Genomic DNA, 25,505 nt, shown 5'->3' with positions numbered 1-25,505 from the left:
TGCCGCTCCGCAGGTGAGCCTCGGACCGGCAGCTTGAAAACTGAACATGGGGGTGATCGGTTTCGACGGTGATCGTCGAGCCAGGAGAAGCGGGTCGAGGACGCACGGTTATCTCGTCAACGCTCCGTGCAAATCATAGGTGCCGATAACAAGCGCACCGACTTCGCCCTCGCCGCCTGAGCGAGCTTCGAAGTCCGTCGGCCTAAGTACGCTCTCGACTTAGTTCCCGGCGTCATCTAGAGAGCCACTGCTGATCCTCATCGTCAGTGTGAGGATCGGGACTTCTAGCTGACTGGGCCTGTCCACCTTCTCGTCCGTGGGAGTGGTGGAGGCCGAGAAAATCCATCACGGACTGCACCCGGAGAATCCCTGGTTCCACGTCATCGGACGCGGGTTCGATTCCCGCCACCTCCACAGATCGAAGGGACTCATCCGCACGGATGGGTCCCTTCGTCGTTCGTGGACATCCGTTCGCTTCCCCCGCGCGTCCTCCCGCTTCCGATCAGCGACGTACCGCCCGGTTCAGCTGCCGATGACGCGCTTGAGCAGCGCCCGGCCATAGGCACACGCCTTCCTTCGGCGGTAGGGTTGTGCCTATGGAAGTGTCGGTGGCCGAGGCTGCAGAGCTCCTCGAGGTGTCGCCGCGACGCGTGCGCCAGCTGATCGAGGCCGGCCGTCTGCACGCCCGGCGGGTCGGGCGGCAGTGGCTCGTCGAGGCCGCGTCGCTGCCGTCGCGTCCACGTCGGGTCCGGCCGATGGTCGCCGACGTGGCCTGGGCGATGCTCGCGGACGTCGTCCCTGACGACTACGCGCCGGACGAGGCGTATCGGTGGCGTCAACGGCGCAACCGTCTCGTGCGCGACGCGGAACCCGAGCAGCTGCTGGCATCGTGGGTCAGCTCGCGCGCGTGCCGTCAGGTGTTCGAGGCTCGTGCGCCGCACGGGCTGCTCGACGACGAGCGGGTCGTGCCGTCGGGGTTGTCGGACAGGCGTGCCGGCATCGCCGCGGGCAACCTCGTGGAGGGATACGTCCGGGCCGCCGACCTGGATGCCGTGCGGCGCGAGTACCTGCTGCGGCCGGGAGGAGTCGCGGCGAACGTCGTACTGCACGTCGTCGACGAGCTGCCTCGCCGGCCGGTGCCTCGCCTCGTCCTGGCGGCGGACCTGGCCGAGCACGACGAGCCCAGGGCGCTGGCCCGCGCCGGCGCCCTCATCCAGGAGACCCTCGCGGGGGGAGGGGTGTGAGCGTCGTGATGCCCGTCATGCGGGAGTCGCAGCGGGCTGGATGGCACGCGCTGTTCGACGTCGACGACTCGCACCCCACGGGCTGGACGCTCGTCGGCGGCCAGATGGTGCACCTGTGGTGCGCCGAGCGAGGGCGGTCACCGATGCGGCCGACCGACGACCTGGACGCCGTGCTGGACGTCCGAGGAGAACCGAGCGACCCGGGCGTCCTGATGACATTCACGACCGTTCTCGACCGTCTCGGATTCGTTCCCGCCGGTACGTCGCCGACCGGGCATCAGCACCGGTGGGTCAAGGGCGACGCGCAGATCGACGTGCTCATCCCGCGGCATGTCGGCGAGCGGGCCGCCCAGCGCAGAGGCGCCGGTGGCGGGACCACGCTGGAGACGCCCGGTGCGCAGCAGGCGCTGGACCGGACCGAGAACGTGCAGGTCACCGTCGGGGAGCGTCACGGGAGCGTGCGACGACCAAGCCTGCTGGATGCGTTGGTGGCGAAGGCTGCGGCGCACACGGTCACGTTGGACACCGCTCGGGCGCGACACCTCGACGACTTCCTCGTGCTGACCACGCTGATCGAACCCGCTGACCGCGTCGATGCGGCGACGCGGCGGGACCGCGATCATCTGCACGGGATGCTGGGAGCCATCGCGAAGAGTCGCCGCTCGTTGCTCGCGGTCGACGGTGCGCAAGACGGCGTCTACACGCTCCGGCTCGCGCTCGGCCTCGAGGTGTCGGCCGCGGACTCGAGCGCCTGCGCCGGCCCATGCGCCGCTCGTCGGCCGGAACGGAGCGGACCGCGGGCCGGCGCGGCGTGGAACCGCTCGGACGCGTCGACGGGCCTACCGCGGCGGCAGGCCCGTCGTGCGTCACGCAGGTGTCAGAACACCTGGCGGAGGTTGGCGCGGGTGAGGTCGAGGAGCTCGTCGCCGCGGCCGGACAGGAGGGTGCGCAGGGCGTAGAGCGCGAAGCCCTTCGCCTGGTCGAGCTTGACCGACGGCGGGATGGTGAGCTCCTGACGCTCGGTGACGACATCGATGAGCGCGGGCCCGTCGTAGGCGAACGCCTCCTTCAGCGCCCCGTGCAGGTCGGCGGACGCGTCGACCCGGAACGCCTTGAGCCCGGCGGCCTCGGCGATCGCGGCGAAGCTCGGGTTCTCCAGCCCGGTCGCGTTGGTGACGAAGCCGGCGGCCTTCATCTCGAGCTCGACGAAGTTGAGCGACGCGTTGTTGAACACGACGACCTTCACGGGGAGGCGGTTCTGCGTGAGGGTCAGGAGCTCGCCGAGGAGCATCGCGATGCCGCCGTCGCCGGAGAGTGCGACGACCTGGCGGCCGGTGGCGGCGGCCGCGCCGACGGCCTGCGGGAGCGCGTTGGCCATCGAGCCGTGGATGAACGAGCCGATGAGCGAGCGGCGGCCGTTCATGCGCAGGTAGCGCGCGGCCCAGATGACGGGGGAGCCGACGTCGGGGATGAAGACGGCATCGTCAGCGGCGAGCTCGTCGATCACGCGCGCGACGTACTGCGGGTGCAGCGGCTGCGTCCCCTTGCGCGGGGTGGCGAGGTCGTCGAGCTTCGTGCGCGTCTTGGCGTAGTGGGCCAGGGCCTCGTCGAGGTGCTCGCGGTCGGTCTGCTGCGGGAGCAGGGGGAGCAGGGCGTCGACGGTCTCGGCGACGTCGCCGACGAGGCCGAGGGCGAGCGGCGTGCGGCGGCCGAGGTGCTCGCCGCGCAGGTCGATCTGGACGACCTTCGCCTTCTCGGGGATGAACGCCCGGTACGGGAAGTCGGTGCCGAGCATGATCAGGGTGTCGGCGGCCTCCATCGCCTTGTAGCCGGACGCGAACCCGAGCAGGCCGGTCATGCCGACGTCGTAGGGGTTGTCGTGCTCGACGAACTGCTTGGACCGCAGCGTGTGGACGACGGGCGCGGCGAGCTTGCCGGCGAGCGCGACGACCTGGTCGTGCGCGTGCTCGGCCCCGGCACCGGCGAGGATCGTGACGCGCTTGGCGTCGCGCAGGATGCTCGCCGCCTCGGAGAGCTCGTCGGTGGACGGCAGGACGCGCGGGCGGGTCGCGCGGACCGGGGTCGCGGTGGTGTCGAGCGCCTCGGCCAGGGCGATGTCGCCGGGGATGACGACGACGGCGACGCCGCGCTTCTCGAGCGCGGTCTGGATCGCGGTGCGCAGGATGCGCGGCATCTGGGTCGGCGACGACACGTACTCGGAGTAGACGGAGGCCTCGCGGAACAGCTCCTGCGGGTGGGTCTCCTGGAAGTAGCCGCTGCCGATCTCCTCCGTGGGGATGTGCGCGGCGATCGCGAGGACGGGCACGCGCGAGCGCTGGGCGTCGTACAGACCGTTGATGAGGTGGAGGTTGCCCGGGCCGGCGCTGCCGACCGCGACGGCGAGCTCGCCCGTGAGGGCGGCCTCGGCGCCGGCGGCGAACGCGGCGGCCTCCTCGTGGCGGACGTGCACCCAGTCGATGCCCGAGCCGCGCAGCGCGTCCGTGAAGCCGTTGAGCGAGTCCCCGGGGATGCCGTACACGCGCTGGACGCCGGTGGCGACGAGGGTGTCGACGATGGTCTTGGCGACGGTGGTCATGGTCCTTCTCTCGGTGGTGGTGTCGTCGCGAAGGTCAGGACGCGGCGGTGGGTGCGGTGGTCGGGGCGGCGACGGCGGGCCAGACGAGGTCGCAGACGTGGCGGGCGAGGTCGTCGTCGAGCGGGGCGTGCCCCCAGACCAGCCGGTGGTAGACGGGGGCGAACAGCACGTCGACGACGAGGGCGATGTCGACGTCGGCGCGGACGCCCCCCTGCTGGACGCCGCGCTCCAGGTGGTGCGCCGCGGTCGCGCGCCGTGGCTCGAGCCAGCGCTCGAGCATCGCGACGCCGACCGCACGGTCGCTCGCCGCGGCCGCGAGCAGCTGGCGGACGAGCTGCCCGGCGGGGGTGTCGCGCAGCAGCGTGACGAGCGCGCCGACCTGGAGCGTCAGCGCCTCGCGGACGGGGAGCGTGTCGTCGAACTCGATGCTCTCGTGGAACCGGTCGAGCAGCCCCTCCGCGAGCACCGCGGCCGGCGACGGCCACCACTTGTAGATCGTCGTCCGGGACACGCCCGCGCGCGACGCGACCGCGTCGATGGTCGGGACGCGGCCGCCCTCGAGCGCGAGGTCGGTCGCGGCGTCGAGGATCGCGTGCCGCGTCCGCTCCGAGCGCGGTCGGCCGGCACGGCTCGCGGACGTATTACTGGACACGCTGTCCACTATAAACCTGAGACTGATCGGCCGCGCGCTGGGGTGGTCGACGTCACGCACCTCCGCCGGACCCGTCCGTCGACCGCCATGGGCGAGGGCGCGGGACGGCGCAGGGCGTGCCAAGGTGCACTCGGCAGACGTCGACGAGGAGAAGGCGATGGCGGACGCACCGATCCCGTTCGAGGTGCACCCCTCGGGGGCCTACCTGCACGGCACCAAGGCCGACCTGCGCGTCGGCGACCTGATCGAGGCGGGTCGTCGGTCGAACTACGGCGCCGGCCGTGCGGCGGGATTCGTCTACGTGACCCAGACGCTCGACGCCGCGACGTGGGGCGCCGAGCTCGCGGCGGGTGAGGGGCGCGGGCGGATCTACGTCGTCGAGCCGACGGGCGACCTCGAGGACGACCCGAACGTCACCGACCAGCGCTTCCCGGGCAACCCCACCCGGTCGTACCGCACGCGCGAACCCGTGCGGGTCGTCGGCGAGATCGTCGACTGGGTCGGCCACCCCGCGGAGCAGCTCGCGACGATGCGCGCGCACCTCGACGAGCTCGCGCGGCAGGGCGTCGAGGCGATCGAGGACTGAGAGGGACGAGACCCGCGTCGGGCCGCTCAGGTCGGGTCCATGGTCCCGGGCTGCGGCAGCCCGGACGTCGCTAGCGTCGAGAGGACGACTCGGGGTGGAGCGACCATGACCAGCATCAAGGAAGCAGCGGACACGTTCCTGCAGTCGAAGCGGATCGCCGTCACGGGCGTCTCGCGGACGCCGGAGAGCCACGGCGCGAACGTCGTCTACCGACGGCTGCGCGAGGTCGGCTACGAGGTGTTCGCGGTCAACCCGAACGCGTACACCGTCGAGGGCGACCCGGCCTACCCGACGTTGGCCGCGATCCCGGGCGGCGTCGACGCGGTCGTCGTCGCGACCCGGCCGGATCGCGCGCGGGCGACGGTGCAGGAGGCCGTCGACCTGGGCGTGGACCAGGTCTGGATGCACCGGTCGGTGGACCGGGGGAGCGTCGACGACGAGGCGACGCGGCTGGGGCGTGAGCACGGGCTCACCGTGATCGACGGTGGGTGCCCGCTGATGTACGGGCGGCCGTCGGACCGCGCGCACCGCGTGATGTGCCGGCTCATGACCCTGACCCGACGGGTCCCGCGGCAGGTCTGACGCCGCCCTGGCACCGCGACGTCCGCGACGTCGCCGGCGCCCCCGTCGTGGCGTCGTGACCTGAGCGGACCTGGGCCGGAGGTCCCTAGGTGACGGAGGTCACGCGGCCTAGCGTCGGGCTCGAGAGCCAACGGCGGCTGTCGTGGCGCAGCGGCCCGTCCGGGCCGGCCGCGCGCAGCCTGGCCACGGACCGCGGGAGGTCGTGTGCACGAGGTCGGCGAGTCGGGGCGCGTCACCGTCACGGTGGACGGCCGGCGGATGCGGCTGCGCGCGGGGACGACGCTCCTGCGCGCGCTGCAGGCGGAGGGCGTCGACGTCCCGTCGCTCTGCCACGACGGGCGGCTCGTGCGCGCGAACGGGAGCTGCGGGCTGTGCGTCGTCGAGGTGGGCGCCGACGGCCAGGGCACGCGTGACGTGAAGGCGTGCATCACGCCGGTCGTCGAGGGCATGGTCGTCACGACGACGGACGAGAGGCTGCGCGCGTACCGGGCGGTGCGCCTGGAGCAGCTGCTGTGCGACCACAACGCCGACTGCGTGGCGCCGTGCGTCCAGACGTGCCCGGCGAACATCGACATCCAGACGTACCTGCACCACGTCGCGACGGGGAACTTCGAGGCGGCGATCCGCGTCATCAAGGACCGCAACCCGTTCCCCTCGGCGTGCGGCCGGGTGTGCCCGCACCCGTGCGAGGCGGAGTGCCGGCGCAACCTCGTCGACGAGCCGGTCGCCATCAACCACGTCAAGCGGTTCGTCGCGGACTGGGACCGCAGCCGTCCGGCGCCGTGGACGCCGCGCCTCGCGGAGCCGAGCGGCAAGCGGATCGCGGTCGTCGGCGCGGGCCCGTCGGGGCTGTCGGCGGCGTACTACGCGGCGATCGCGGGTCACCGGGTGACGGTGTTCGAGAAGCAGGACCGGCCGGGCGGGATGATGCGCTACGGCATCCCGGAGTACCGGCTGCCGAAGGCGACGCTCGACGAGGAGATCGCCTTCATGCAGGCGATCGGCGTCGAGATCGTCACCGGGACGGCGCTGGGCACGCACGTGCGGCTCGAGGACCTGCGCCGCGAGCACGACGCGGTCTACCTCGCCGTCGGGTCGTGGCGCGCGACGCCGCTCCAGCTCGACGGGGAGCACCTGCCGGGCGTGCACCTCGGGATCGACTGGCTGCGCGGGGTCGTGCAGGGCGTCGACGACCCGGTGGGAGACACGGTCGTCGTCATCGGCGGCGGCAACACCGCGATCGACTGCGTCCGGACCGCGCTGCGCAAGGGTGCCCGCGACGTCCGGCTCGTGTACCGGCGCACGCGCGACGAGATGCCCGCCGAGCCGTCCGAGATCGAGGAGGCGCTGCGCGAGGGCGTCGAGATGGTGTTCCTCGCCGCGCCTACCGCGATCAGCGCGGTCGACGGGCGGCTGCGCGTGGAGCTCGTCCGCATGGAGCTCGGCGAGCCGGACCGGTCGGGGCGGCGGCGTCCCGTGCGGGTGCCGGGTTCGGAGCACGCGATCGACGCGGACACCGTCATCGGCGCGATCGGTCAGACCACCGACACCGGGTTCCTGTGGGACGACCTGCCGGTGCGGCTCAACGAGTGGGGCGACGTCGACGTCGACGGCCGCACGCTGCAGAGCTCCGAGCGGAACGTGTTCGCGGGCGGCGACTGCGTCACCGGCCCGGCGACCGTCATCCAGGCGGTCGCGGCGGGACGGCGCGCCGCGCAGGCGATGGACGAGTACGTGCGCGAGGGAGCCGTCCGGCCGTCGCACGAGGACTACGCGTGCAGCCGCGGGACCTTGGAGGACCTGCCGCGCGACGAGTTCGCGGTCGTGCCGCGCGCCCGCCGGGTCGCGATGCCCGAGCTGCCGCCCGCGGAGCGCACCGGGAGCTTCGTCGAGGTCGAGACCGGGCTGACCGAGGAGCAGGCGCGGGCGGAGGCGGCGCGCTGCCTCGAGTGCGGGTGCTCGAAGCAGAACCGGTGCGACCTGCGTGACCAGGCGACGGCCCACCACGTCGAGTTCGCGACGCCCCTGCACGTCCGCCCGTACACGCCCGTCGTGCAGGACCACCCGTTCATCGTGCGCGACCACAACAAGTGCATCTCGTGCGGGCTGTGCGTCGCCGCGTGCGCGCAGGTCGAGGGCGTCGACGTCCTCGCGTTCCAGTTCGACGCGGGCCGCCTGACCGTGGGGACGCGCGACGACCAGCCGCTCGGGCTCACCGACTGCGTCTCGTGCGGGCAGTGCGTGCGCGCGTGCCCGTGCGGCGCGCTCGACTACGTGCGCGAGCGCGGCGGCGTGTTCTCCGCGATGCACGACCCCGAGAAGGTGGTCGTCGGCTTCGTCGCGCCGGCGGTGCGCAGCGCGATCGCGGCGTACTACGGCCTGACGCCGGCGGAGGCGTCGCCGTTCCTCGCGGGGCTCATGCGGCGCGTCGGCTTCGACAAGGTGTTCGACTTCGCGTTCGCGGCCGACCTCACGATCCTCGAGGAGACGACCGAGTTCCTCGAGCGCGTCGGCAGCGGCGACCGGCTGCCGCAGCTGACCTCGTGCTGCCCCGGCTGGGTGAACCTCGTCGAGCGGCGGTTCCCCGAGCTCATCCCGCACCTGTCGTCGTGCCGGTCGCCGCAGCAGATGATGGGCGCGACCGTGAAGCACCACTTCGCGCAGCGCACCGGGATCCCCGTCGAGCGCCTGTACACGGTGTCGGTCGTGCCGTGTCTCGCGAAGAAGTACGAGGCTGCGCGCCCCGAGTTCGCGCCCGACGGCGTGCGGGACGTCGACGCCGTGCTCACCACGACCGAGCTGCTCGAAATGGTCGACATGCTGCGACTGACGCCCGAGGACGTCGAGCCGTCCGACTTCGACGAGCCGTACGCGCGCGTGTCCGGGGCGGGCGTCCTGTTCGGGGCGTCCGGCGGCGTCGCGGAGGCCGCGCTGCGGATGGCCGTCGAGAAGCTCACCGGGACGCCGCTCCACGACCTCGACGTGCACGAGGTGCGCGGGCTCGACGGCATCAAGGAGGTGACCGTCGAGGCCGGTGGGACCACCGTGCGGGTCGCCGTCATCAGCGGCCTCGGCAACGTGGACGCGCTCGCGCGGCGGATCCGCGACGGCGAGGACGTCGGGTACGACCTCATCGAGGTCATGGCGTGCCCCGGCGGGTGCGTCAACGGCGCCGGGCACCCTGCGCCGCGCGACGCCGCCGAGACGCGCGCCCGGCAGCAGGTCCTCGTCGACATCGACCGCACCTCGACGGTGCGGCGTTCGCAGGCCAACCCCGACGTGCTGCGGCTGTACGACGAGTGCTACGGCTCGCCGGGGTCGGAGCTCGCGCACGAGCTGCTGCACACGACCTACGCGCCGTTCCGGCCGGTCGGTGACCGCCCCGTCCAGGGCGGCCTTGCAAACTCCTCCGCGGTCGGTGCGCCGTGAGCCGCCGAGCCGTGCGCGCGCTCGCGACGGTCGCCGCGCTCGTGGGCCTGCTCGTCGGGTGCACCGCCGACCCCGGGGCCGCCCCGGCCGCCGGCGGAGCCTCCGCGGGGCCGTCGGCCGCCCGCCCCACGGCCGCCGAGCGCACGACCGTCCGCATCGCGTCGCTCCGTGGCCCGACCACGATGGGGCTGGTCGCGCTCATGGACGACGCCGCGCACGGCCGCGCGCGCCACGACTACCAGGTGACCGTGCACGGCACCGCCGACGAGGTGCTGCCGCTGCTCCTCCAGGGCCAGGTCGACGTGGCCCTCCTCCCCGCCAACCTCGCCGCCGTCCTGCGCGCGCGGACCGTCGGGACGCCCGCCGCCGTGCAGGTCGCCGCGATCAACACGCTCGGCGTGCTGCACGTCGTCGAGGTCGGCGACACCGTCACGACGCTCGCCGACCTGCGCGGCCGCACCGTCTACAGCACGGGCAAGGGCGCGACGCCGCAGTGGGTGCTCGAGCACCTGCTCGCCGTCCACGGGCTCGACCCCGCCGCCGACCTCACCGTGCAGTACCTCAGCGAGCCGACCGAGGTCGCCGCACGCCTCGCCGCCGAGCCCGGCGCCGTGGCCGTCCTGCCCGAGCCGTACGTCACCGTCGTCACGTCGCAGGTCCCCGGTGCGCGGGCCGCGCTCGACCTCACCGACGTGTGGGCCGACGTCGAGCCGGCGTCACCGCTCGTGACCGGCGTCGTCGTCGTGCGCGCGCAGTTCGCCCAGGAGCACGCGGCTGCGTTCGACGAGCTCCTCGCCGACTACGCGGACTCCACCGCGTTCACCAACGAGCACCCCGACGAGGCGGGGGAGCTCGTCGCCGCGGCCGGGATCGTGCCCGACGCGGCCGTCGCGACCGCCGCCATCCCCGGGTCGCACGTCACCTACGTCGACGGCCCCGCCATGCGGACCGCGCTCGCCGGGTACTACGGCGTGCTGCGCGACGCGGACCCGGCCGCCGTGGGAGGGGCACTGCCCGATGACGACTTCTACTACGGCGCGGACGACTGACCGCTCCGCTCGACGCACGGCCGGCTCCCACGCCGGCCGGTCCGTCGCCGCGCGCCGCTCGCCGGCCCGTCCCGGCGCTCGCCGGGGGTGGCGTCGTGCGGCCGGGCCGGTGCTCGTCGGCGTGTTCTGGCTCGCCGTCTGGCAGCTCGCGGCCCTCGCGGTCGGGCAGCGGCTGCTGCTGCCCGCACCCGCCGAGGTCGGCGGCCGGTTCGCCGAGCTCGTGGTCGAGCCCTCGTTCTGGTCGACCGTCGCCCGCTCGCTCGTGCGGATCGCCGCGGGGTTCGTCGTCGGGACGCTGCTCGGGACCCTGCTCGCGGTCGCCGCGGGCTGCTGGCGGACCGTCCGGACGCTCGTGTCGCCCGTCGTCGGCGCCGTGCGGGCCGCCCCCGTCGTCAGCTTCATCGTCCTCGTGCTGGTCTGGGTCGACACCGGCCGCCTGGCGGTCGTCGTCAGCGCCCTCATGGTCCTGCCCGTCACCTACGCGGCCGTGCTCGAGGGGATCGGGCAGCGGGACCGCGCGATGCTGGAGGTCGCCGCCGTCTTCCGGGTGCCGCGCATCCGGCGCCTGCGCGCGGTCGACGTCCCCGCCGTCCTGCCGTTCTTCGCCGCCGCGTGCCGCGTCGGCGTCGGCCTCGCGTGGAAGAGCGGCGTCGCCGCCGAGGTCATCGGGCTGCCCGCCGGGACCGTCGGCGCACGCCTCTACGACGCGAAGCTGCTCCTGGTCACGGCCGACGTCGTCGTCTGGACGGCTGTCGTCGTCGCGCTGAGCCTCGCCGCCGAACGCCTCGTCGGCGCGGCCCTGCGGCGGCTGCCGTCCTCGCACCCCGACCACCCGGAGGTGGCACCGTGATCGCCGTCCGCGACCTGCACGTCGAGCTCGGAGGGCGCACCGTGCTCGACGACCTCGACCTCGACCTGCCCGACGACGGCGTCGTCGCCGTCATGGGCCCGAACGGCAGCGGCAAGACGACCCTCGGGCGCGCGCTGCTCGGCCTGGTCCCGCCGACCGCCGGCACGGTCGAGGGGGCCGACGAACGGTGCGCCGCGGTCTTCCAGGAGGACCGGCTCTGCGAGCACCTCGACGCGGTCGCGAACGTGCGCCTCGTGCTGCGGCGGGACGTGCCCGCGTGCCGGGTCGCCGCCGAGCTGCGTGCGCTCGGGCTGCCGGCCGACGCGCTCCACCGGCCCGTGCGCGAGCTCTCGGGCGGGCAGCGCCGACGGGTGGCGATCGCCCGCGCGCTGCTGGCCGAGGCCACGCTCGTCGTCCTGGACGAGCCGTTCACCGGCATCGACGCCGACGGACGCGCGACCGTGCTCGCCTGGGTCGCCGCGGCGTGCCGGGGGCGCAGCGTGCTGCTCATCACGCACGACGTCGCCGACGCCGTGCGGCTCGGCGCGCGCATCGTCGACCTGACGCCCGTGCTCGAGGGAGCCGCGCTGTAGCGGCGGGCGCTCAGCTGGCGTCGAGGGACAGCCGGACGCCGTCGCCCTCCTCGCCGACGTACAGCGACCACGTCACGCCGTCGACGACCTTCGTCCACGTCACCGAGCCGTCCGTCGCGCTCGGGTCCGTCCAGCCGGAGTCCTCGGCACTCGCCGTCAGGGCCGCGACGACGTCCGCCGTCGTCGTGCCGTCCGCGGGCACGAGCGTCTTCGCCGCCTTCGCGACCACCCGCTGACCGAGCGACGACCCGCCGTCGCGCGTCACGACGTCCTCGACCGTCGTGCCCGGGACCGCGAGGGTCCACACGGGCTCCGCCTGGAGCCGCGCGAGGGTCCCGTCGCCCGACGAGCACGCCACGAGCGCCGCGAGCGCGAGGACGGCGACGACCGTCGCGGTGACGCGGCGCCACGTGGCGTGCACTCAGTCCTCCTGACGACGTGTCCGTCGGGCCGCCGGGGCCGCCCCGAGGACGGCCAGGGCACCGACGACCACGGCCAGCATGGCCCAGCGCAGGACCTCGCCCGCGTCGGAACCCGTCGTGGCGAGCGGAGACGACCCGGACGGCACAGCCGCGAGCACCTCCGACGCGAACTCCGGGCGGCCCGACGGGGTCGGCGTCGCGACGGTCCCACCCGTCGGCCGGTCCGTCGGGGACGCGGTCGGCCCCCCCGGGCCCGACACCACCCGGACGCCGAAGCCCACGCCCTCGACGCCCGCGCCCACGCCGGACAGGACGACCGACCCGACCGACGTCCCGACGGCCGCGCCCCCGGACGTGCCGTCGCCCGACGCGGGCACAGGGGCACCGGGCCGGGCCGAGACGGCCCCCGCCGCGGTCAGCGTGTACGTGCCGGGCAGCAGCCCGGTGACCGACCACGAGCCGTCGGCGGCGCCGGTCGCACTCGCCGTGACGGGGGCACCACCGGCGTCGGTGCCCGTGAGCGTCACCGCGACGCCGGCTGCCGGTCCGTCGCCCGTCTCGCGCAGCCCGTCGGCGTCGGCGTCCTCGAACACCGCGCCGGAGACCGTCGACGACGCGACCACGCCCGGGTCGTCGGCCTCGAACACGACGACCTCCGGGTCGGTCTCGAGCGCGAACGCCGAGGGGTCGCACGCGTCACCGACGCCGTCGCCGTCGTGGTCCTCCTGGCCCGGGTCCGCCACGGTCGGGCAGACGTCGACGTCCGCCGGCGTCTCGTCGCCGTCGTCCGTGATCGCGAGCGGCGTCGTCGCGATGCTCGCGCGGCCCGCGGCGTCCGTGACGCGCACCGCGAGGTACGCGTCGACGAGCGTGCTGAACGTGTGGTCGAGCGTCGGGGTCGACGTCGTCACGTCGTACGTGCCGTCGCCGTCGAGGTCCCACTCGAACGAGACGAGGTCGCCCGTCGTCGCGTACGAGCCGCGCGCGTCGAGCCGAAGCGTGTCGCCGACCCGCGCCACGTACGGGCCCTGGACCCACGCGTACGGCTTGTCCATCGCGGTCGAGACGGTGTCGAGGAGCGTCTCGGCCACGTCGAGCGACGTCGTCGTCGACCCGCCCGTCCCGGCGGCGACGGCCTCGACGCTCGGTGCGAACGCACCGGTGCCGACGTCGATCGGGTAGACCTCGACCGGGTCGACCGCGAGCGCGTCCGCGATCACCGTCGCGGACGTGAGGCCGCTCATCGGCTCCGGGTCGTGCGCCGGCGCGTCGCTGATCGGGATCAGGACCTTCTTGACTCCGGGCCGCCACGGCAGGTCGATCGCGGCCTGCATCCCGGACAGGGCCGTCTCCGGCCAGTCGCCGCCGCCGTTCGCCTCCATGCCCGCCAGGGCGGTGCGGATGGCGTCGGGGTCCGACGTGAACGGCAGGTCGACGCGTGCGGCGTAGTCGCCGTCCCACTCGGTGTAGACGGGGTCGTCCCGGAAGGTGACGAGCGCGAACCGGTACGAGCCGGAGCTCGCCGCGAGGTGGTCGACCATGCGCGTCGCGGTGTCCTTCACCGCCTGCAGGACCCAGTCCATCGACCCCGTCGTGTCGATCGCGAACACGAGGTCGATGCTCCCGGCCGTCGACGAGGGGACCCGGCCCGCCACGGACGACGACCGCAGCAGCGTCGACTCCTCGTAGTGGCCCGTCGTCGTCGGGTGGTACCACTCGGCCATCGTCACGGAGTCGAACTCGTGGATCCACCGGTCGTCGTTGCGGTTCGTCGCCGACGGGTCGGGCTCGTGGCCCGCGAAGTGCTGCTTGACCGTGTCGACGTACGACACGAACGGCCTGCCCGCCGCCGTGTTGGCCCGCGCGACGGCGGCCCGCTGCGCGGCGTCGCCCTCGTCGCCCAGCGCGCGCACCTCGTGCCCGATGTCGTAGGTGTCACCGGACACGAACGGCAGGCGGTCGCGCAGGCTGCGCAGGACGAACGAGTCCGTGTCCGACAGGTACGGGTACGACAGCAGCACGACCTTGGCGTCCGGGCGCATCCGGTCCCGCAACCGGCCCAGCAGGTCGGTCAGGTCGTCCTCGAGCTGGTCGATCCCGGCGCGCGCGTCCGTCACCTTCTCGCGGCAGTCGCCCGGGTCGCGGAAGCCGACCGCGAAGCACTGCTTGACGATGTCCGCGAAGCCCAGGTCGTTGCCGCCCATCGTGAAGACCACGACGTCGGTGTCCCGGCCGACCGCCTCGATCTGCGCGCGCAGGTAGCGCTGGCAGTCCACCGCGAACGTGCCCCGCACCGTGTCCCAGATCGCGACCGAGTACTCGAAGTACTCCTCGTCGACGTACTTCGTCGAGCAGACCTTCGCCGCCTTGGCCGCCGCGAGGCCCTCCTCCTGGGTCCGCCCGACCGTCCCGCCCGGCACGTAGGCCAGGTGCGAGTCCATCTTCCGGTCGGACAGGACGTTCTGGGACACCGCGCCCGAGCACGCGCGCGTCACGAACGTGACGTGGTTGCCCTGGTCCGCGAGCCACTCGGTGTACTCCGCGGCCCAGCTGTCGTGCGACCGGTAGCAGTCCGCCGGCCCGTAGTACGCGCCCGCGCCGTTGCCCGCCGAGTAGGAGTCGCCGATCTGCACGACCTTGATCGCCTCACCGGTCGGTGCCGCCTGCGCGGGAGCGAGTCCGACGGCGACGAGGAGCGAGGCCGCGACGGCGGCCAGGGTCGCCGCAGCCGTGGCGCGGTGGAGGAGGTGGCGTCGCGGACGCATGAGGGGCCTTTCGCAGCGGAGTGGAGCAGCCGCGACGCTAACGCCCGATCTGTCCGGTTTCGGCGGAGACGGGCGATCGTCACCCGTCCGCCGGGCGACATCACCCGCGCGCTTCGACGTAGGCACGCAAAAGGCGCCCGAAGGCGGGGCGCTCGTCGACCGAACGGTGACTTGCGCGCAGCCGGCGCAAGCAGGTGAGCTGAGGCCGTGGACACCGCCGTCGAAGCCGCGATCCGTCGCGAGGTCATCCGGTGGGTCCAGGCGAAGGCCGAGTCGAACGGCGGTTTCGTGCATCGAGACGAACTACTTCGTTTCACGCTCGACGGTCAGGCGCTACCCATCATCGATTACTCACGTGGCATCCGTAATCCAGCTCACTTCGGCTCCACGCTCGCCATCGTGTCGTCGGTCGACGGCCCGTACGACGACATCGAGAGCGAGAAGGACGGCCTTCTCCACTACGCCTACCGAAGTGGTGACCCTTTCAGCGGCGACAACGCGAAACTGCGAAACGCGATCACGACGGGGATGCCGCTGATCCTGTTCCGGAAGGAGGTCCCGAACTACTACACCCCTGTTGCGCCCGTCTATGTCGTCGACGAGTACCCCGAGGACCGGGTGTTCGTCATCGCGCTCGACGAGGCGTTCCGGTACATGGGTGATCTCACGCACCTGACAGTCGATCAGCGTGCGTACGGGCTGCGCCTCGCCCGCCAGCGCCTGCACCAGCCTGCATTCCGGACGCGAGTCCTCCTCGCGTACGAGACGCGTTGCGCGATGTGCAGGCTCGCGCACGGCTCACTTCTCGACGCGGCACACATCGTTCCGGACGGTGAGGAGCTCGGGCGACCAACCACGACGAACGGGCTCGCGCTCTGCAAGATCCATCACGCGGCGTACGACCAGAACATGCTCGGCGTGAGCCCCGACTACGTCGTCCACCTCGACGGGAAGCTCCTGGACGAGGTCGACGGGCCGATGCTGCGGCACGGGCTGCAGGCGATGCACGGCGAGCGGATCACGTTGCCGCGGCGTGCGGCGGACGCTCCGTCCCGGGACCTGTTGGCGTGGCGTTGGGAGAGGTTCGCCGTCAACAGGTCGAGCTGAGGCCCTCTGGGCCCGGCGTCAGACGCGAGGGTCCGGGCGGTTCGGGTCGGTGCGGGCGCCGTCGTCCGTGCGGACGTCCGGGTCGATGCGGTCGGCCTTGCCGAGGCGCTCGTCGAGCTCGGCGCGCGCCTCGGAGGCCTCGGTCGCGCGGGCGCGGGCCTCGTTCTGCATGGCGGCGGCGTCGGCGGCGCGCGCGTCGGCCTCGGCCTGGGCGAGGCGGGCCTGGGCGTCGACGCGGGCGGCCTCGGCCTGCCGGCGCTGGACCTCGACCTCGTGCGCCGCGGCCTCCTCGCGGATCTTCTGCGCGCGGGCGCGGTCCGCCTCGATCCTGCGGGCGCCGCGGCGTCGGCTCACGACGACCGCGACGACGACCAGGAGCAGCACGACGACGATCGCGACGATGATCCAGCCGGTGGTGTCCATGGCGGTACCTCCTCGAGCGACGACCCGTCCTGGCATTGGACTGCCGTCCGGGTCGGGTCGCAACCGGGCGACGCCGACGCGCGGTGACCGGCTGGACGGCCGCTGGGGGGTGCCGCCGTCCAGCCGGAGCCCGCGCGCGCCGGCGGTCAGTCGCGGTCGCGGGAGAGCAGGAGCGCCTCGCCCTGCCCGCCACCGCCGCACAGGGCCACCGCGGCGCGGCCGCGACCCCGGCGGGCGAGCTCGAGCGCGGCGTGGCCCGCGAGGCGGGCTCCGGACGCGCCGATGGGGTGACCGAGCGCGATGGCGCCGCCGTGCAGGTTGGTGCGTTCGAGCGGGTAGTCGAGGTCGGCGAGCGACTGGGCGACGACCGAGCCGAACGCCTCGTTGATCTCGATGAGGTCGAGGTGCCCGACGTCCCACCCGGCGCGCTTCACGGCCGCCTCGATCGCGCGCGCCGGCTGCGAGTGCAGCGACGTGTCGGGCCCGGCGACCTGGCCCCACGCGCCGACCGTGCACAGGACGGGCCAGCCGCGGGACTCGGCGACGTCGCGCGCGGCCACGACGACCGCGGCGGCGCCGTCCGTCAGGGGCGACGCGTTGCCGGCGGTGATGGTGCCGCCGGGCGCGAACGCCGGGCGCAGGGCGGCAAGCGACTCGATCGTCGTGGTCGGGCGGATGCCCTCGTCGGCGTCGACCGTGACGGGGTCGCCGCGGCGCTGCGGGACGGGCACGGGCACGATCTCCTCCGCGAAGACCCCGGACGCGACCGCGGCGGCGGCGCGCAGGTGGCTCGCGAGCGCGACCTCGTCCTGCGCGAACCGCGTGATGCCGAGTGCGGCGTTGCCACGCTCGGTCGACGCGCCCATGGACTCGCCGTCGAAGGCGTCGGTCAGCCCGTCCCGGGCGAGCGAGTCGACGGCCGTGATGTCGCCGTAGGTCCAGCCGCGCCGGGAGCCGGGCAGCAGGTGCGGCGCGAGGCTCATCGACTCCTGGCCGCCCGCGACGACGACGTCGGCCTCGTCGCAGCGGATGAGGCGGGCGGCGTCGATGATCGCGGTGAGGCCCGAGAGGCACACCTTGTTGACGGTCGTCGCGGGGACCGTCCACGGCAGGCCGGCGAGGTGGGCGGCCTGGCGGGCGGGGTTCTGGCCGGAGCCGGCGAGGACGACCTGGCCCATGAGGACCGCGTCGACGTCCGTCGGTGCCGCGCCGGCGCGGTCGAGGGCCGCACGGATGGCGGCCGCGCCCAGGGTGGCCGCGGTCAGGGTCGACTGGGCGCCGTTCAGGCGCGTCATCGGTGTGCGGGCGAACGAGACGAGCACCGCGTCGCGACCGGTCATGTCAGCACCATCTCCCGCACGTCGTCGCTGATCAGCAGGGGGACCGCGGAGGTCGCGGCGACGACGTCGGACACGCTGACGCCGGGAGCGCACTCGCGGAGCACGAGGCCGTCCGGGGTCACGTCGAGGACGGCGAGGTCGGTGATGACCCGGTCGACGACGCCCACCCCGGTCAGGGGCAGGGTGCACGACGGCAGGATCTTCGCGGAGCCGTCGCGCGCGACGTGCTCCATGAGGACGACGATCCGGCGGGCGCCGTGCACGAGGTCCATCGCGCCGCCCATGCCCTTGACCATCTTCCCGGGGATCATCCAATTGGCGATGTCGCCCCTGGCCGACACCTGCATCGCGCCGAGGACCGCGACGTCGACCTTGCCGCCGCGGATCATGCCGAACGACGTCGCCGAGTCGAAGAACGAGGCTCCCGGCGAGAGTGTGATGGTCTCCTTGCCCGCGTTGATGAGGTCGGGGTCGACCTCGTCGTCCGTCGGGTAGGGGCCGACGCCGAGCACGCCGTTCTCGGACTGGAGCACGACCTCCACACCGGGCGGCAGGTGGTTCGGGACGAGCGTCGGCAGGCCGATGCCGAGGTTGACGTAGGCGCCGTCGGGCAGCTCGCGCGCGGCGCGTGCCGCCATCTGCTCACGCGACAGGGTCATGACGCACTTCCCGTCCGCAGGGTCCGGCGTTCGATGCGCTTGTCCGCGGCCTCGGCCTGGGTGAGCGGGACGACGCGGTCGACGAAGACGCCCGGCAGGTGGACCGCGTCGGGGTCGAGCTCGCCGACGGGCACCAGGCGCTCGACCTCCGCGATCGCGACGCGACCCGCGGCCGCGCACAGCGGGTTGAAGTTCCGGGCGGACCGGTGGAAGACGAGGTTGCCCGCGTGGTCGCCGACCGCGGCGCGGACCAGCGCGAAGTCCGCGGTGATCGCCTCCTCGCGCACGAACTCGTGCTCCTCGCCGCGGACCGTGAAACGCTCGACGGGCTTCGGCGGCGACGCGACGGCCACGCCGCCGTCGGCGTCGTACCGCCAGGGCAACCCGCCCTCGGCGACCTGCGTGCCCACGCCGGTGCGCGTGTAGAAGGCGGCGATGCCGCTGCCGCCCGCGCGCAGCCGCTCGGCGAGCGTGCCCTGCGGGGTGAGCTCGACCTCGAGCTCACCCGCGAGGTACTGCCGCGCGAACTCCTTGTTCTCGCCGACGTAGGACGCGACGACCCGACGCAGCCGGTGCTGCTGCAGGAGCAGGCCGAGTCCCCAGTCGTCGACGCCGCAGTTGTTGCTCACGACCTCGAGGTCCTGCGTGCCGGCGTCGAGCAGCGCGCGGATCAGCACGCTCGGGATGCCGCACAGACCGAACCCGCCGACGGCCAGCGTCGCGCCGTCGGGGATGTCGGCCACCGCGTCGGCGGCCGAGCGGACGACCTTGTCCATCGTGCCCCTTCCTTCTCCAGGTCCCTGCTGCGGTCAGACCATCGCGAGCACGGAGGCGGGCCGGGCGAGGACGCGGCCCACGTCGGCCAGGAAGCGCGACGCCTGCTCGCCGTCGACCACGCGGTGGTCGAACGAGACCGTGAGCGTCAGCACGTCGCGCAGCGCGACCGCGCCCTCGTGCTCCCACGGCTGCCGGCGGACCGCCCCGACGGCGACGATCGCCGACTGACCCGGCACGAGGATCGGCGTGCCGCCGTCGACGCCGAAGACACCGACGTTCGTGATGGTGAGCGTGCCGCCGGACAGGTCCGCGGGTGTCGTCGTGCCCGCGCGGGCCGACTCGGTGAGCTCGCGCAGCGCGTCGGCGAGCTGCGGCAGGCGCAGCGTGTCGGCGTCGTGCACGACCGGGACGAGCAGACCGCGCGGGGTCGCGGCCGCGATGCCGAGGCCGACGTGCGCGTGCCGGACGATCTCGCCCGCGGGCTCGTCCCAGCGCGCGTTGAGGTCCGGGTGGTCCCGGACGGCGAGCGTCACGGCCTTCGCGACGAGCGCGAGCAGCGTGATGCGATGGCGGTCCATCGCCCGGTCCGCGCGCAGGTCGGCGAGCAGCGCGGTCGTCGGCGTGACGTCGACCGTGAGGAACACCGACGCGTGCGGGGCGGTGAACGCGCTCGTGACCATCGCGGCCGCCGTCTGCCTGCGCACGCCCGTCACGGGGACGCGGACGTCGTCGTGCGACGCGGTCGTGGTCGCGCTCCGGGGCGCGGGTGTCGCCGGGGCCACCGTCGGCCTCGTCGTGGGCCGTGCGGTCGCCGAGGTCGTCGCGGCGGAGGTCGATGCTGTCGACGCCGCGGGTGTCGCGCGCGGAGGCGTGGTGCCGGTCGGCACCAGCGCGTGGAGCACGTCGTCGCGCGTGATCTGCCCCGACGGGCCGGTGCCCTGGACGCGCTCGAGGTGCACGCCGAGGTCGTGCGCGAGCTTGCGGACGGGCGGCGTGGGACGCGGGGGAGCGGCGACGGTGCCACCGGGCTCGTCGGCGCGGTCGGACTCGGCGGGGCGCGCGTGCGTCCGGCCGTGGCCATGGGCGTTCGCCGACGCGTGCGCCGCGAGCCAGGCCGCCGAGCGCGGCCGGCGGTGCGGCCGGGCCGACGCCTCGACGAGCGGGCCGTACCCGACGAGCACGGACGTCCGCTCGGAGACGGCGGGTGCTGCCGGCGCGGCGGGCTGATCGGCGTCGTCCGGTGCCACCTCGGCGGCGGCCTCGGGCACCGTGGCGTCCGGCGCCGGAGCCGGGTGGGGAGCCGCGTCGCCGGGTGACGCCGTCGGCGACCGGCCCGCGGTCGGGGCCGCGTCCGGGACGGTGATCGTCAGGAGCGGGCCGCCGACGGGGACGGTCGTGCCTGGCTCGACGAGCAGCGCCTCGACGACGCCCGCCCACGGCGAGGGCAGCTGCACGAGCGCCTTCGCGGTCTCCACCTCGGCGACGACCTGGTTGAGCGTGACGGTGTCGCCGACCGCGACGAGCCACTCGACCAGGTCGGACTCCGTCAGGCCCTCGCCGAGGTCGGGGAGGGTGACGGTGCGGACCGTCCCGTCGGCGCTCATGACGCGCTCCCGACGGTCGCGGCACCGCGGGCGTGCTCGGCGTCGCCGCCGCCCGCGTCGCCCGGTGGGTCGGCGGTCGTGTGCACGGTGGGCGTGAAGCCGCTCAGCGAGTGCGGCCGGCCCAGGACGCGGTCGACCGCGTCGAGGATCCGGTCGAGGTCGGGCAGGAAGTGCTCCTCGACCTTGGCGGGCGGGTAGGGGACGTCGAACCCGGTGACGCGCGCGACGGGTGCGTCGAGCACGTCCCAGCAGCGCTCGGTCACGGACGCGGCGATCTCCGCGCCGAGCCCGCCGCTGCGCTGCGCCTCGTGCGCGACGACCAGCCGCCGGGTGCGGCGCACGGACGCCTCCAGGGTCTCGAGGTCGAGCGGCGAGAGCGTCCGCAGGTCGACGACCTCGACGGAGACCCCCTCGTCGCGGGCCGCGAGCGCCGCGTCACGCGCCGTGAGGACGAGCGGGCCGTACGCGGCGACGGTGACGACGTCGCCGGGCAGGACGACCCGCGCGCGGTCGAGCGGCAGCGCGTCGTCGAGGGACTCGTCGACGTCGCCCTTGACCCAGTACCGCCGCTTGGGTTCGAGCAGCACGACGGGGTCGTCGCACGCGATCGCCTGCCGGACCATCGCGTACGCGTCCTGCGGGCCGCCGGGGGAGACGACGCGCAGCCCGGGGGTGTGCGCGAAGTACGCCTCGGGCGACTCGGAGTGGTGCTCGACGGCGCCGATGCCGCCGCCGTACGGGATGCGCACGGTGATCGGCATGCGCACCGCGCCGCCGGTCCGGTAGTGCAGGCGCGCGACCTGCGTGACGATCTGGTCGAACGCCGGGTACATGAACCCGTCGAACTGGATCTCGACGACCGGCCGGTACCCGCGGTACGCGAGCCCGACGGCGACGCCCAGGATCCCGGACTCGGCGAGCGGGGTGTCGCGCACGCGGTCGGCGCCGAAGTCGCGCTGGAGGCCGTCGGTCACGCGGAAGACGCCACCGAGGCGCCCGACGTCCTCGCCCAGCACGACGACGCGGTCGTCGTCGGCGAGCGCCCGGCGGAGCCCGGCGTTGAGCGCCCCGGCCAGCGTGACGGTGCTCATCGGACAGCCTCGTCGTCGAACATCGCGAGGTAGGCGGCGTGCTCGTCGCGCTGGCGCCGCAGCGCCGCGGTCGGCTCGACGAGCACGTGGTCGAACAGGCTCAGCGGGGGCGGCGCCTCGAGGCCCAGGCACCCCTCGCGCATGCGGTGCGCGAACTCCTCGGCCTTCTCCTTGACGTCGTGCGTGCGCTCCTCGGAGAGCGCGCCGCGCGCACCCAGCAGGCGCTCGACCCGCAGGATCGGGTCGCGCGCCGCCCACCGGGCATGGGTGGCCGTGTCGACGTAGCGCGTCGGGTCGTCGGACGTGGTGTGGGGGCCCTGGCGGTAGGTGACCGCCTCGACGAACGTCGGGCCCTCGCCACGCCGGGCGCGGTCGAGCGCGGCGCGCGTGACGGCGAGGACGGCGAGCACGTCGTTGCCGTCGACGCGCACGCTCGGGATGCCGTAGCCGGGGGCGCGGTCGGCGAGCGGGCGGCGGGCCACGAGGTCCACGGGCTCGGAGATCGCGAACTGGTTGTTCTGGCAGAAGAAGACGACCGGGGCGGCGGCGCTCGCGGCGAAGACCATCGCCTCGTGCAGGTCGCCCTTGCTGGTCGCGCCGTCGCCGAAGTACGTGACCGCCGCCGCGTCGGAGCCGTCCAACCGGCAGCCCAGCGCGTAGCCCGTCGCGTGCACCGCCTGCGAGGCGACGACGATCTGCGGCGTCGCCATGTGCAGCGCCCACGGGTCCCAGCCGGTCAGCGCCGTGCCGCGCCAGACCCGCACGAGGTCCGTCGGGTCGGCGCCGCGGCAGTACGCGACGCCGTTCTCCCGGTAGGAGCTGAAGACGAAGTCGTCGGGGCGCATCGCGCGGGCGGAGCCGACCTGCGCGGCCTCCTGACCGACGAGCGGTGGCCACAGCCCGAGCTGCCCCTGCCGCTGGAGGGCCGTCGCCTCCACGTCGAACCGCCGCACGACGACCATGTCCTCGTACAGCGCGACGAGCGCGTCGTCGTCGACGTCGACGACCCACGGGTCGTGGACCGGGTCCTCGACCCGGTCGCCCGCGGTCGTCACGAGCCGGACGAGGCCGTCGTCGGCGTCGTCGCCGTCGTTCGCCCGTCCGCGTGCGGCGCCGCTCGAGGACCCCGTCGTCCGCTGCTCCGCACCTTCCCGGGCATGCCCGGCTGACACATCTGAACGCAACATGTTCCGCTCCGTCGTCGGCGGAGCCGTGCTCTTGTGAAGCGGTGGCCCCATTGCCTGATGTCCCGCCAGGCTAGATCCGCAAGGGACCTTTCGCCTATCACCCGCGGTCGGTGCGCGCGCCGCCGGTCAGCCGGACGGGTGGCCGTCGGGGTGGCCGAGGGCGGCGAGCGCCATGCCCTCCAGGAGGGTCCGGGTGCGGGCCGACGACAGGCCGCGCGCGCTGTGCGGGGTGGAGTTGAGCAGGCCGAACGTCGCCTGCGCGCGCAGCCGCAGCTCGGGGCGGTCGACGGTCGGGGACAGGCGCGCGAGCACGTCGACCCACGCCTCGACGTAGCGGCGCTGTACCACCCGGACGGCCTCCTGGTCGGGTGCGGCGAGCGCGGCCAGGTCGCGGTCCTGCACGCGGATGACGTCCGGCTCGGTGAGCGCGAAGTCGGCGTGGAAGCGGACCAGCGCGCGCAGCGCGTCGGCGGGGTCGGGGGTCCGCGCGACGACCTCGCGGCCGCCGTCGAGCAGGCGCTCGCTCGTGCCGGCGAGCAGCGCGAGGAGCACCGCCTGCTTGCTGGGGAAGTGCCGGTAGACGGCCGGCCCGCGGACGCCGACGGCGGCGCCGAGGTCGTCGAGCGAGACGCCGTCGAACCCGTGCCGCGCGAACAGCCGCGCCGCGGCGGCGAGGATCGCGTCCCGCCGCTCGGCCTTGGCGCGTCCCCGCGCGGTCGTCGGCACCCCCTCCACCTCGGCCCCCGGCCTCGTCGAGGCCGCGAGCTCGTCATTCGCTGCCCGGTTCGCCGGTTCGAGCTGACGAGCTCGGCGCGGACTGACGAACTCGGTGGGGGTGGTCGGTCGGGCGGTCTGGCATCTGGCCCTCCCAGTCGTGGACAAGTCGCTGGTCGAACAGTAGCGTCATTTCAGTTAGCGATCGTTAACTCAAGGAGCGTCGATGGAGACCCTCCGGACGGCGGCCGACCCGAGCGCCCCCGACCACGCGGCCAACGCCGCCGCGCAGCGTGCGCTCGTCGCCGACCTGCGCGACCGGCTCGCCACCGCGGCGCTCGGCGGACCGCCGGCCGCCCGGGAGCGGCACGTCGCGCGCGGCAAGCTCCTCACGCGCGAGCGCATCGACGTGCTGCTCGACGAGGGCAGCCCGTTCCTCGAGGTCGCGCCGCTCGCGGCGCACGGGGTCTACGACGACGACGCGCCCGCCGCCGGCGTCGTCGCGGGGATCGGGCTCGTCGCGGGCCGGCACGTCATGGTCGTCGCCAACGACGCCACGGTGAAGGGCGGCACCTACTACCCGCTCACCGTGAAGAAGCACCTGCGCGCGCAGGAGATCGCCCGCGAGAACCGGCTGCCGTGCGTGTACCTCGTCGACTCCGGGGGCGCGTTCCTGCCGATGCAGGACGAGGTGTTCCCCGACCGCGACCACTTCGGGCGGATCTTCTTCCACCAGGCGCGCATGTCCGCCGAGGGGATCCCGCAGGTCGCGTGCGTGCTCGGCTCGTGCACCGCCGGCGGCGCGTACGTCCCGGCGATGTCCGACGAGACCGTCATCGTGCGCGGGCAGGGGACGATCTTCCTCGGCGGGCCGCCGCTGGTCCGGGCCGCGACGGGCGAGGTCGTCACGGCCGAGGAGCTCGGCGGCGGCGAGCTGCACGCCCGCACCTCGGGCGTGACCGACCACCTCGCCGAGGACGACGCGCACGCCCTCGCGATCGTCCGCGACATCGTCGCGACCTTGCCGCGCCCGACGGCGACCGCGTGGGACGTGACCGAGCCGCGCCCGCCGGCCGTCGACCCGGACGACCTCTACGGCGTGGTCCCCACCGACCTGCAGACGCCCTACGACGTGCGCGAGGTGATCGCCCGCCTCGTCGACGGCTCCGAGCTGCACGAGTTCAAGCGCGAGTACGGCCAGACGCTCGTGACCGGGTTCGCGCGGCTGCACGGGCACCCCGTCGGGATCATCGCGAACAACGGTGTGCTGTTCAGCGAGTCCGCGCTCAAGGGCGCGCACTTCGTCGAGCTGTGCGACCAGCGCGGCGTCCCCCTCGTGTTCCTGCAGAACATCTCCGGGTTCATGGTCGGGCGCGACTACGAGGCCGGCGGGATCGCCAAGCACGGCGCGAAGATGGTCACGGCCGTCGCCACGACGCGCGTCCCCAAGCTCACCGTCGTGATCGGCGGGTCGTTCGGCGCAGGGAACTACTCGATGTGCGGGCGCGCGTACTCCCCGCGGTTCCTGTGGATGTGGCCCGGTGCGCGCATCTCCGTCATGGGCGGGGCGCAGGCCGCGTCGGTGCTCGCGACCGTCCGGCGCGACCAGGTGGAGGCCCGCGGCGACACGTGGGACGCCGCCGACGAGGAGGCGTTCCGCGCGACGCTGCGGACGCAGTACGAGACCCAGGGCAACCCCTACTGGTCGACCGCGCGGCTCTGGGACGACGGCGTGATCGACCCCCTCGACACCCGCCGCGTGCTCGGCATGGCGCTCGACGTGTGCGCGACCGTGCCGCTCGACGCACCCCGGCCCGCGCTGTACCGGATGTGAC

At 74.0% G+C, this 25,505-nt stretch carries 22 protein-coding genes and 1 other RNA gene; 11 read left to right on the top strand and 12 right to left on the bottom strand.

All coding sequences use genetic code 11. The features are described 5' to 3' along the window. Nucleotides 1–48 precede the first annotated feature (48 nt). The 3 genes from ssrA (at nucleotide 49) to OMK64_RS01460 (ending at nucleotide 2,203) form a co-directional block, all read left to right on the top strand. Nucleotides 49–417: a transfer-messenger RNA gene (gene ssrA, locus OMK64_RS01470) on the top strand. A 179-nt stretch (nucleotides 418–596) separates the two neighbouring features. Continuing rightward, nucleotides 597–1,244 (top strand): helix-turn-helix domain-containing protein, encoded by a 648-nt coding sequence (locus tag OMK64_RS01465; RefSeq protein ID WP_272726184.1) that lies wholly within the window; start codon nucleotides 597–599, stop codon nucleotides 1,242–1,244. Continuing rightward, entirely contained in the window at nucleotides 1,241–2,203 is a 963-nt protein-coding gene (locus tag OMK64_RS01460; protein WP_272726183.1) for a hypothetical protein, read from the top strand. The genes OMK64_RS01465 and OMK64_RS01460 overlap by 4 nt, the downstream gene beginning before the upstream one ends. Here OMK64_RS01460 and poxB read toward each other — a convergent pair. Further along, nucleotides 2,122–3,840 (bottom strand): ubiquinone-dependent pyruvate dehydrogenase, encoded by a 1,719-nt coding sequence (gene poxB / locus OMK64_RS01455; protein ID WP_272726182.1) that lies wholly within the window; start codon nucleotides 3,838–3,840, stop codon nucleotides 2,122–2,124. The two genes, OMK64_RS01460 and poxB, sit on opposite strands and share 82 nt — an antisense overlap. Nucleotides 3,841–3,874: 34 nt before the next feature. Further along, on the bottom strand, nucleotides 3,875–4,492 hold the full coding sequence (locus OMK64_RS01450; RefSeq protein ID WP_272726181.1) for a TetR/AcrR family transcriptional regulator: 618 nt from the start codon (nucleotides 4,490–4,492) through the stop codon (nucleotides 3,875–3,877). A gap of 157 nt (nucleotides 4,493–4,649) precedes the next feature. Here OMK64_RS01450 and arr point away from each other — a divergent pair, with 157 nt between their 5' ends. The 6 genes from arr to OMK64_RS01420 all read left to right on the top strand — a co-directional run bounded on the left by arr (nucleotide 4,650) and on the right by OMK64_RS01420 (nucleotide 11,581). Further along, nucleotides 4,650–5,078 carry an NAD(+)--rifampin ADP-ribosyltransferase gene (gene arr, locus OMK64_RS01445; protein ID WP_272726180.1) on the top strand — a complete coding sequence of 143 codons (429 nt, stop codon included), beginning with the start codon at nucleotides 4,650–4,652 and terminating at the stop codon, nucleotides 5,076–5,078. 105 nt (nucleotides 5,079–5,183) lie between these two features. After that, nucleotides 5,184–5,660, top strand: coding sequence for a CoA-binding protein (locus OMK64_RS01440; RefSeq protein ID WP_272726179.1), 477 nt, complete (start codon nucleotides 5,184–5,186; stop codon nucleotides 5,658–5,660). Nucleotides 5,661–5,864: 204 nt separating this feature from the next. After that, nucleotides 5,865–9,089 carry a [FeFe] hydrogenase, group A gene (locus tag OMK64_RS01435; RefSeq protein ID WP_272726178.1) on the top strand — a complete coding sequence of 1,075 codons (3,225 nt, stop codon included), beginning with the start codon at nucleotides 5,865–5,867 and terminating at the stop codon, nucleotides 9,087–9,089. Beyond that, entirely contained in the window at nucleotides 9,086–10,138 is a 1,053-nt protein-coding gene (locus OMK64_RS01430; RefSeq protein ID WP_272726177.1) for an ABC transporter substrate-binding protein, read from the top strand. The genes OMK64_RS01435 and OMK64_RS01430 overlap by 4 nt, the downstream gene beginning before the upstream one ends. A gap of 109 nt (nucleotides 10,139–10,247) precedes the next feature. Beyond that, on the top strand, nucleotides 10,248–10,988 hold the full coding sequence (locus OMK64_RS01425; RefSeq protein WP_272726176.1) for an ABC transporter permease: 741 nt from the start codon (nucleotides 10,248–10,250) through the stop codon (nucleotides 10,986–10,988). Further along, nucleotides 10,985–11,581, top strand: a complete 597-nt coding sequence (locus OMK64_RS01420; protein WP_272726175.1) for an ABC transporter ATP-binding protein — start codon at nucleotides 10,985–10,987, stop codon at nucleotides 11,579–11,581. Before OMK64_RS01425 ends, OMK64_RS01420 begins: the two co-directional genes overlap by 4 nt. A gap of 10 nt (nucleotides 11,582–11,591) precedes the next feature. Here the strand turns inward: OMK64_RS01420 and OMK64_RS01415 are convergent, their stop codons facing one another. Next, the gene (locus OMK64_RS01415; RefSeq protein ID WP_272726174.1) at nucleotides 11,592–12,002 is read right to left on the bottom strand and encodes a hypothetical protein; all 411 of its coding nucleotides are present in this window, start codon (nucleotides 12,000–12,002) and stop codon (nucleotides 11,592–11,594) included. Beyond that, nucleotides 12,003–14,768 (bottom strand): GDSL-type esterase/lipase family protein, encoded by a 2,766-nt coding sequence (locus tag OMK64_RS01410; protein WP_272726173.1) that lies wholly within the window; start codon nucleotides 14,766–14,768, stop codon nucleotides 12,003–12,005. It abuts the gene before it with no gap. 207 nt (nucleotides 14,769–14,975) lie between these two features. On the opposite strand from OMK64_RS01410, the gene OMK64_RS20975 reads away from it, so the two are divergent. Beyond that, nucleotides 14,976–15,875 carry an HNH endonuclease gene (locus OMK64_RS20975; protein WP_272726172.1) on the top strand — a complete coding sequence of 300 codons (900 nt, stop codon included), beginning with the start codon at nucleotides 14,976–14,978 and terminating at the stop codon, nucleotides 15,873–15,875. Nucleotides 15,876–15,893: 18 nt separating this feature from the next. Here the strand turns inward: OMK64_RS20975 and OMK64_RS01400 are convergent, their stop codons facing one another. From OMK64_RS01400 to OMK64_RS01365, 8 genes are all read right to left on the bottom strand, one after another. After that, nucleotides 15,894–16,298: a hypothetical protein gene (locus OMK64_RS01400; protein ID WP_272726171.1), complete on the bottom strand. Its 405-nt coding sequence runs from the start codon at nucleotides 16,296–16,298 to the stop codon at nucleotides 15,894–15,896. A 146-nt stretch (nucleotides 16,299–16,444) separates the two neighbouring features. Next, the gene (locus OMK64_RS01395; protein ID WP_272726170.1) at nucleotides 16,445–17,638 is read right to left on the bottom strand and encodes an acetyl-CoA C-acetyltransferase; all 1,194 of its coding nucleotides are present in this window, start codon (nucleotides 17,636–17,638) and stop codon (nucleotides 16,445–16,447) included. After that, nucleotides 17,635–18,297, bottom strand: a complete 663-nt coding sequence (locus tag OMK64_RS01390) for a CoA transferase subunit B (RefSeq protein ID WP_272726169.1) — start codon at nucleotides 18,295–18,297, stop codon at nucleotides 17,635–17,637. The genes OMK64_RS01395 and OMK64_RS01390 overlap by 4 nt, the downstream gene beginning before the upstream one ends. Continuing rightward, entirely contained in the window at nucleotides 18,294–19,073 is a 780-nt protein-coding gene (locus OMK64_RS01385) for a CoA transferase subunit A (protein ID WP_272726168.1), read from the bottom strand. Before OMK64_RS01385 ends, OMK64_RS01390 begins: the two co-directional genes overlap by 4 nt. A gap of 33 nt (nucleotides 19,074–19,106) precedes the next feature. Beyond that, entirely contained in the window at nucleotides 19,107–20,678 is a 1,572-nt protein-coding gene (locus OMK64_RS01380; protein ID WP_272726167.1) for a dihydrolipoamide acetyltransferase family protein, read from the bottom strand. Beyond that, nucleotides 20,675–21,769 (bottom strand): alpha-ketoacid dehydrogenase subunit beta, encoded by a 1,095-nt coding sequence (locus OMK64_RS01375; protein WP_272726166.1) that lies wholly within the window; start codon nucleotides 21,767–21,769, stop codon nucleotides 20,675–20,677. The genes OMK64_RS01380 and OMK64_RS01375 overlap by 4 nt, the downstream gene beginning before the upstream one ends. Then, nucleotides 21,766–22,956 (bottom strand): pyruvate dehydrogenase (acetyl-transferring) E1 component subunit alpha, encoded by a 1,191-nt coding sequence (pdhA, locus tag OMK64_RS01370; protein ID WP_272726165.1) that lies wholly within the window; start codon nucleotides 22,954–22,956, stop codon nucleotides 21,766–21,768. Before pdhA ends, OMK64_RS01375 begins: the two co-directional genes overlap by 4 nt. Nucleotides 22,957–23,082: 126 nt before the next feature. Then, nucleotides 23,083–23,682, bottom strand: coding sequence for an SACE_7040 family transcriptional regulator (locus tag OMK64_RS01365; RefSeq protein WP_272726164.1), 600 nt, complete (start codon nucleotides 23,680–23,682; stop codon nucleotides 23,083–23,085). A 214-nt stretch (nucleotides 23,683–23,896) separates the two neighbouring features. On the opposite strand from OMK64_RS01365, the gene OMK64_RS01360 reads away from it, so the two are divergent. Then, on the top strand, nucleotides 23,897–25,504 hold the full coding sequence (locus OMK64_RS01360) for a carboxyl transferase domain-containing protein (RefSeq protein WP_272726163.1): 1,608 nt from the start codon (nucleotides 23,897–23,899) through the stop codon (nucleotides 25,502–25,504). Nucleotide 25,505 lies beyond the last annotated feature (1 nt).

The sequence above is a fragment of the Cellulomonas fimi genome (assembly GCF_028527925.1).
GTDB classification, from domain to species: domain Bacteria; phylum Actinomycetota; class Actinomycetes; order Actinomycetales; family Cellulomonadaceae; genus Cellulomonas; species Cellulomonas fimi_C.
Note: the sequence above shows the minus strand (reverse complement) of the source record. Positions and strands in the feature narration are given on the sequence as shown.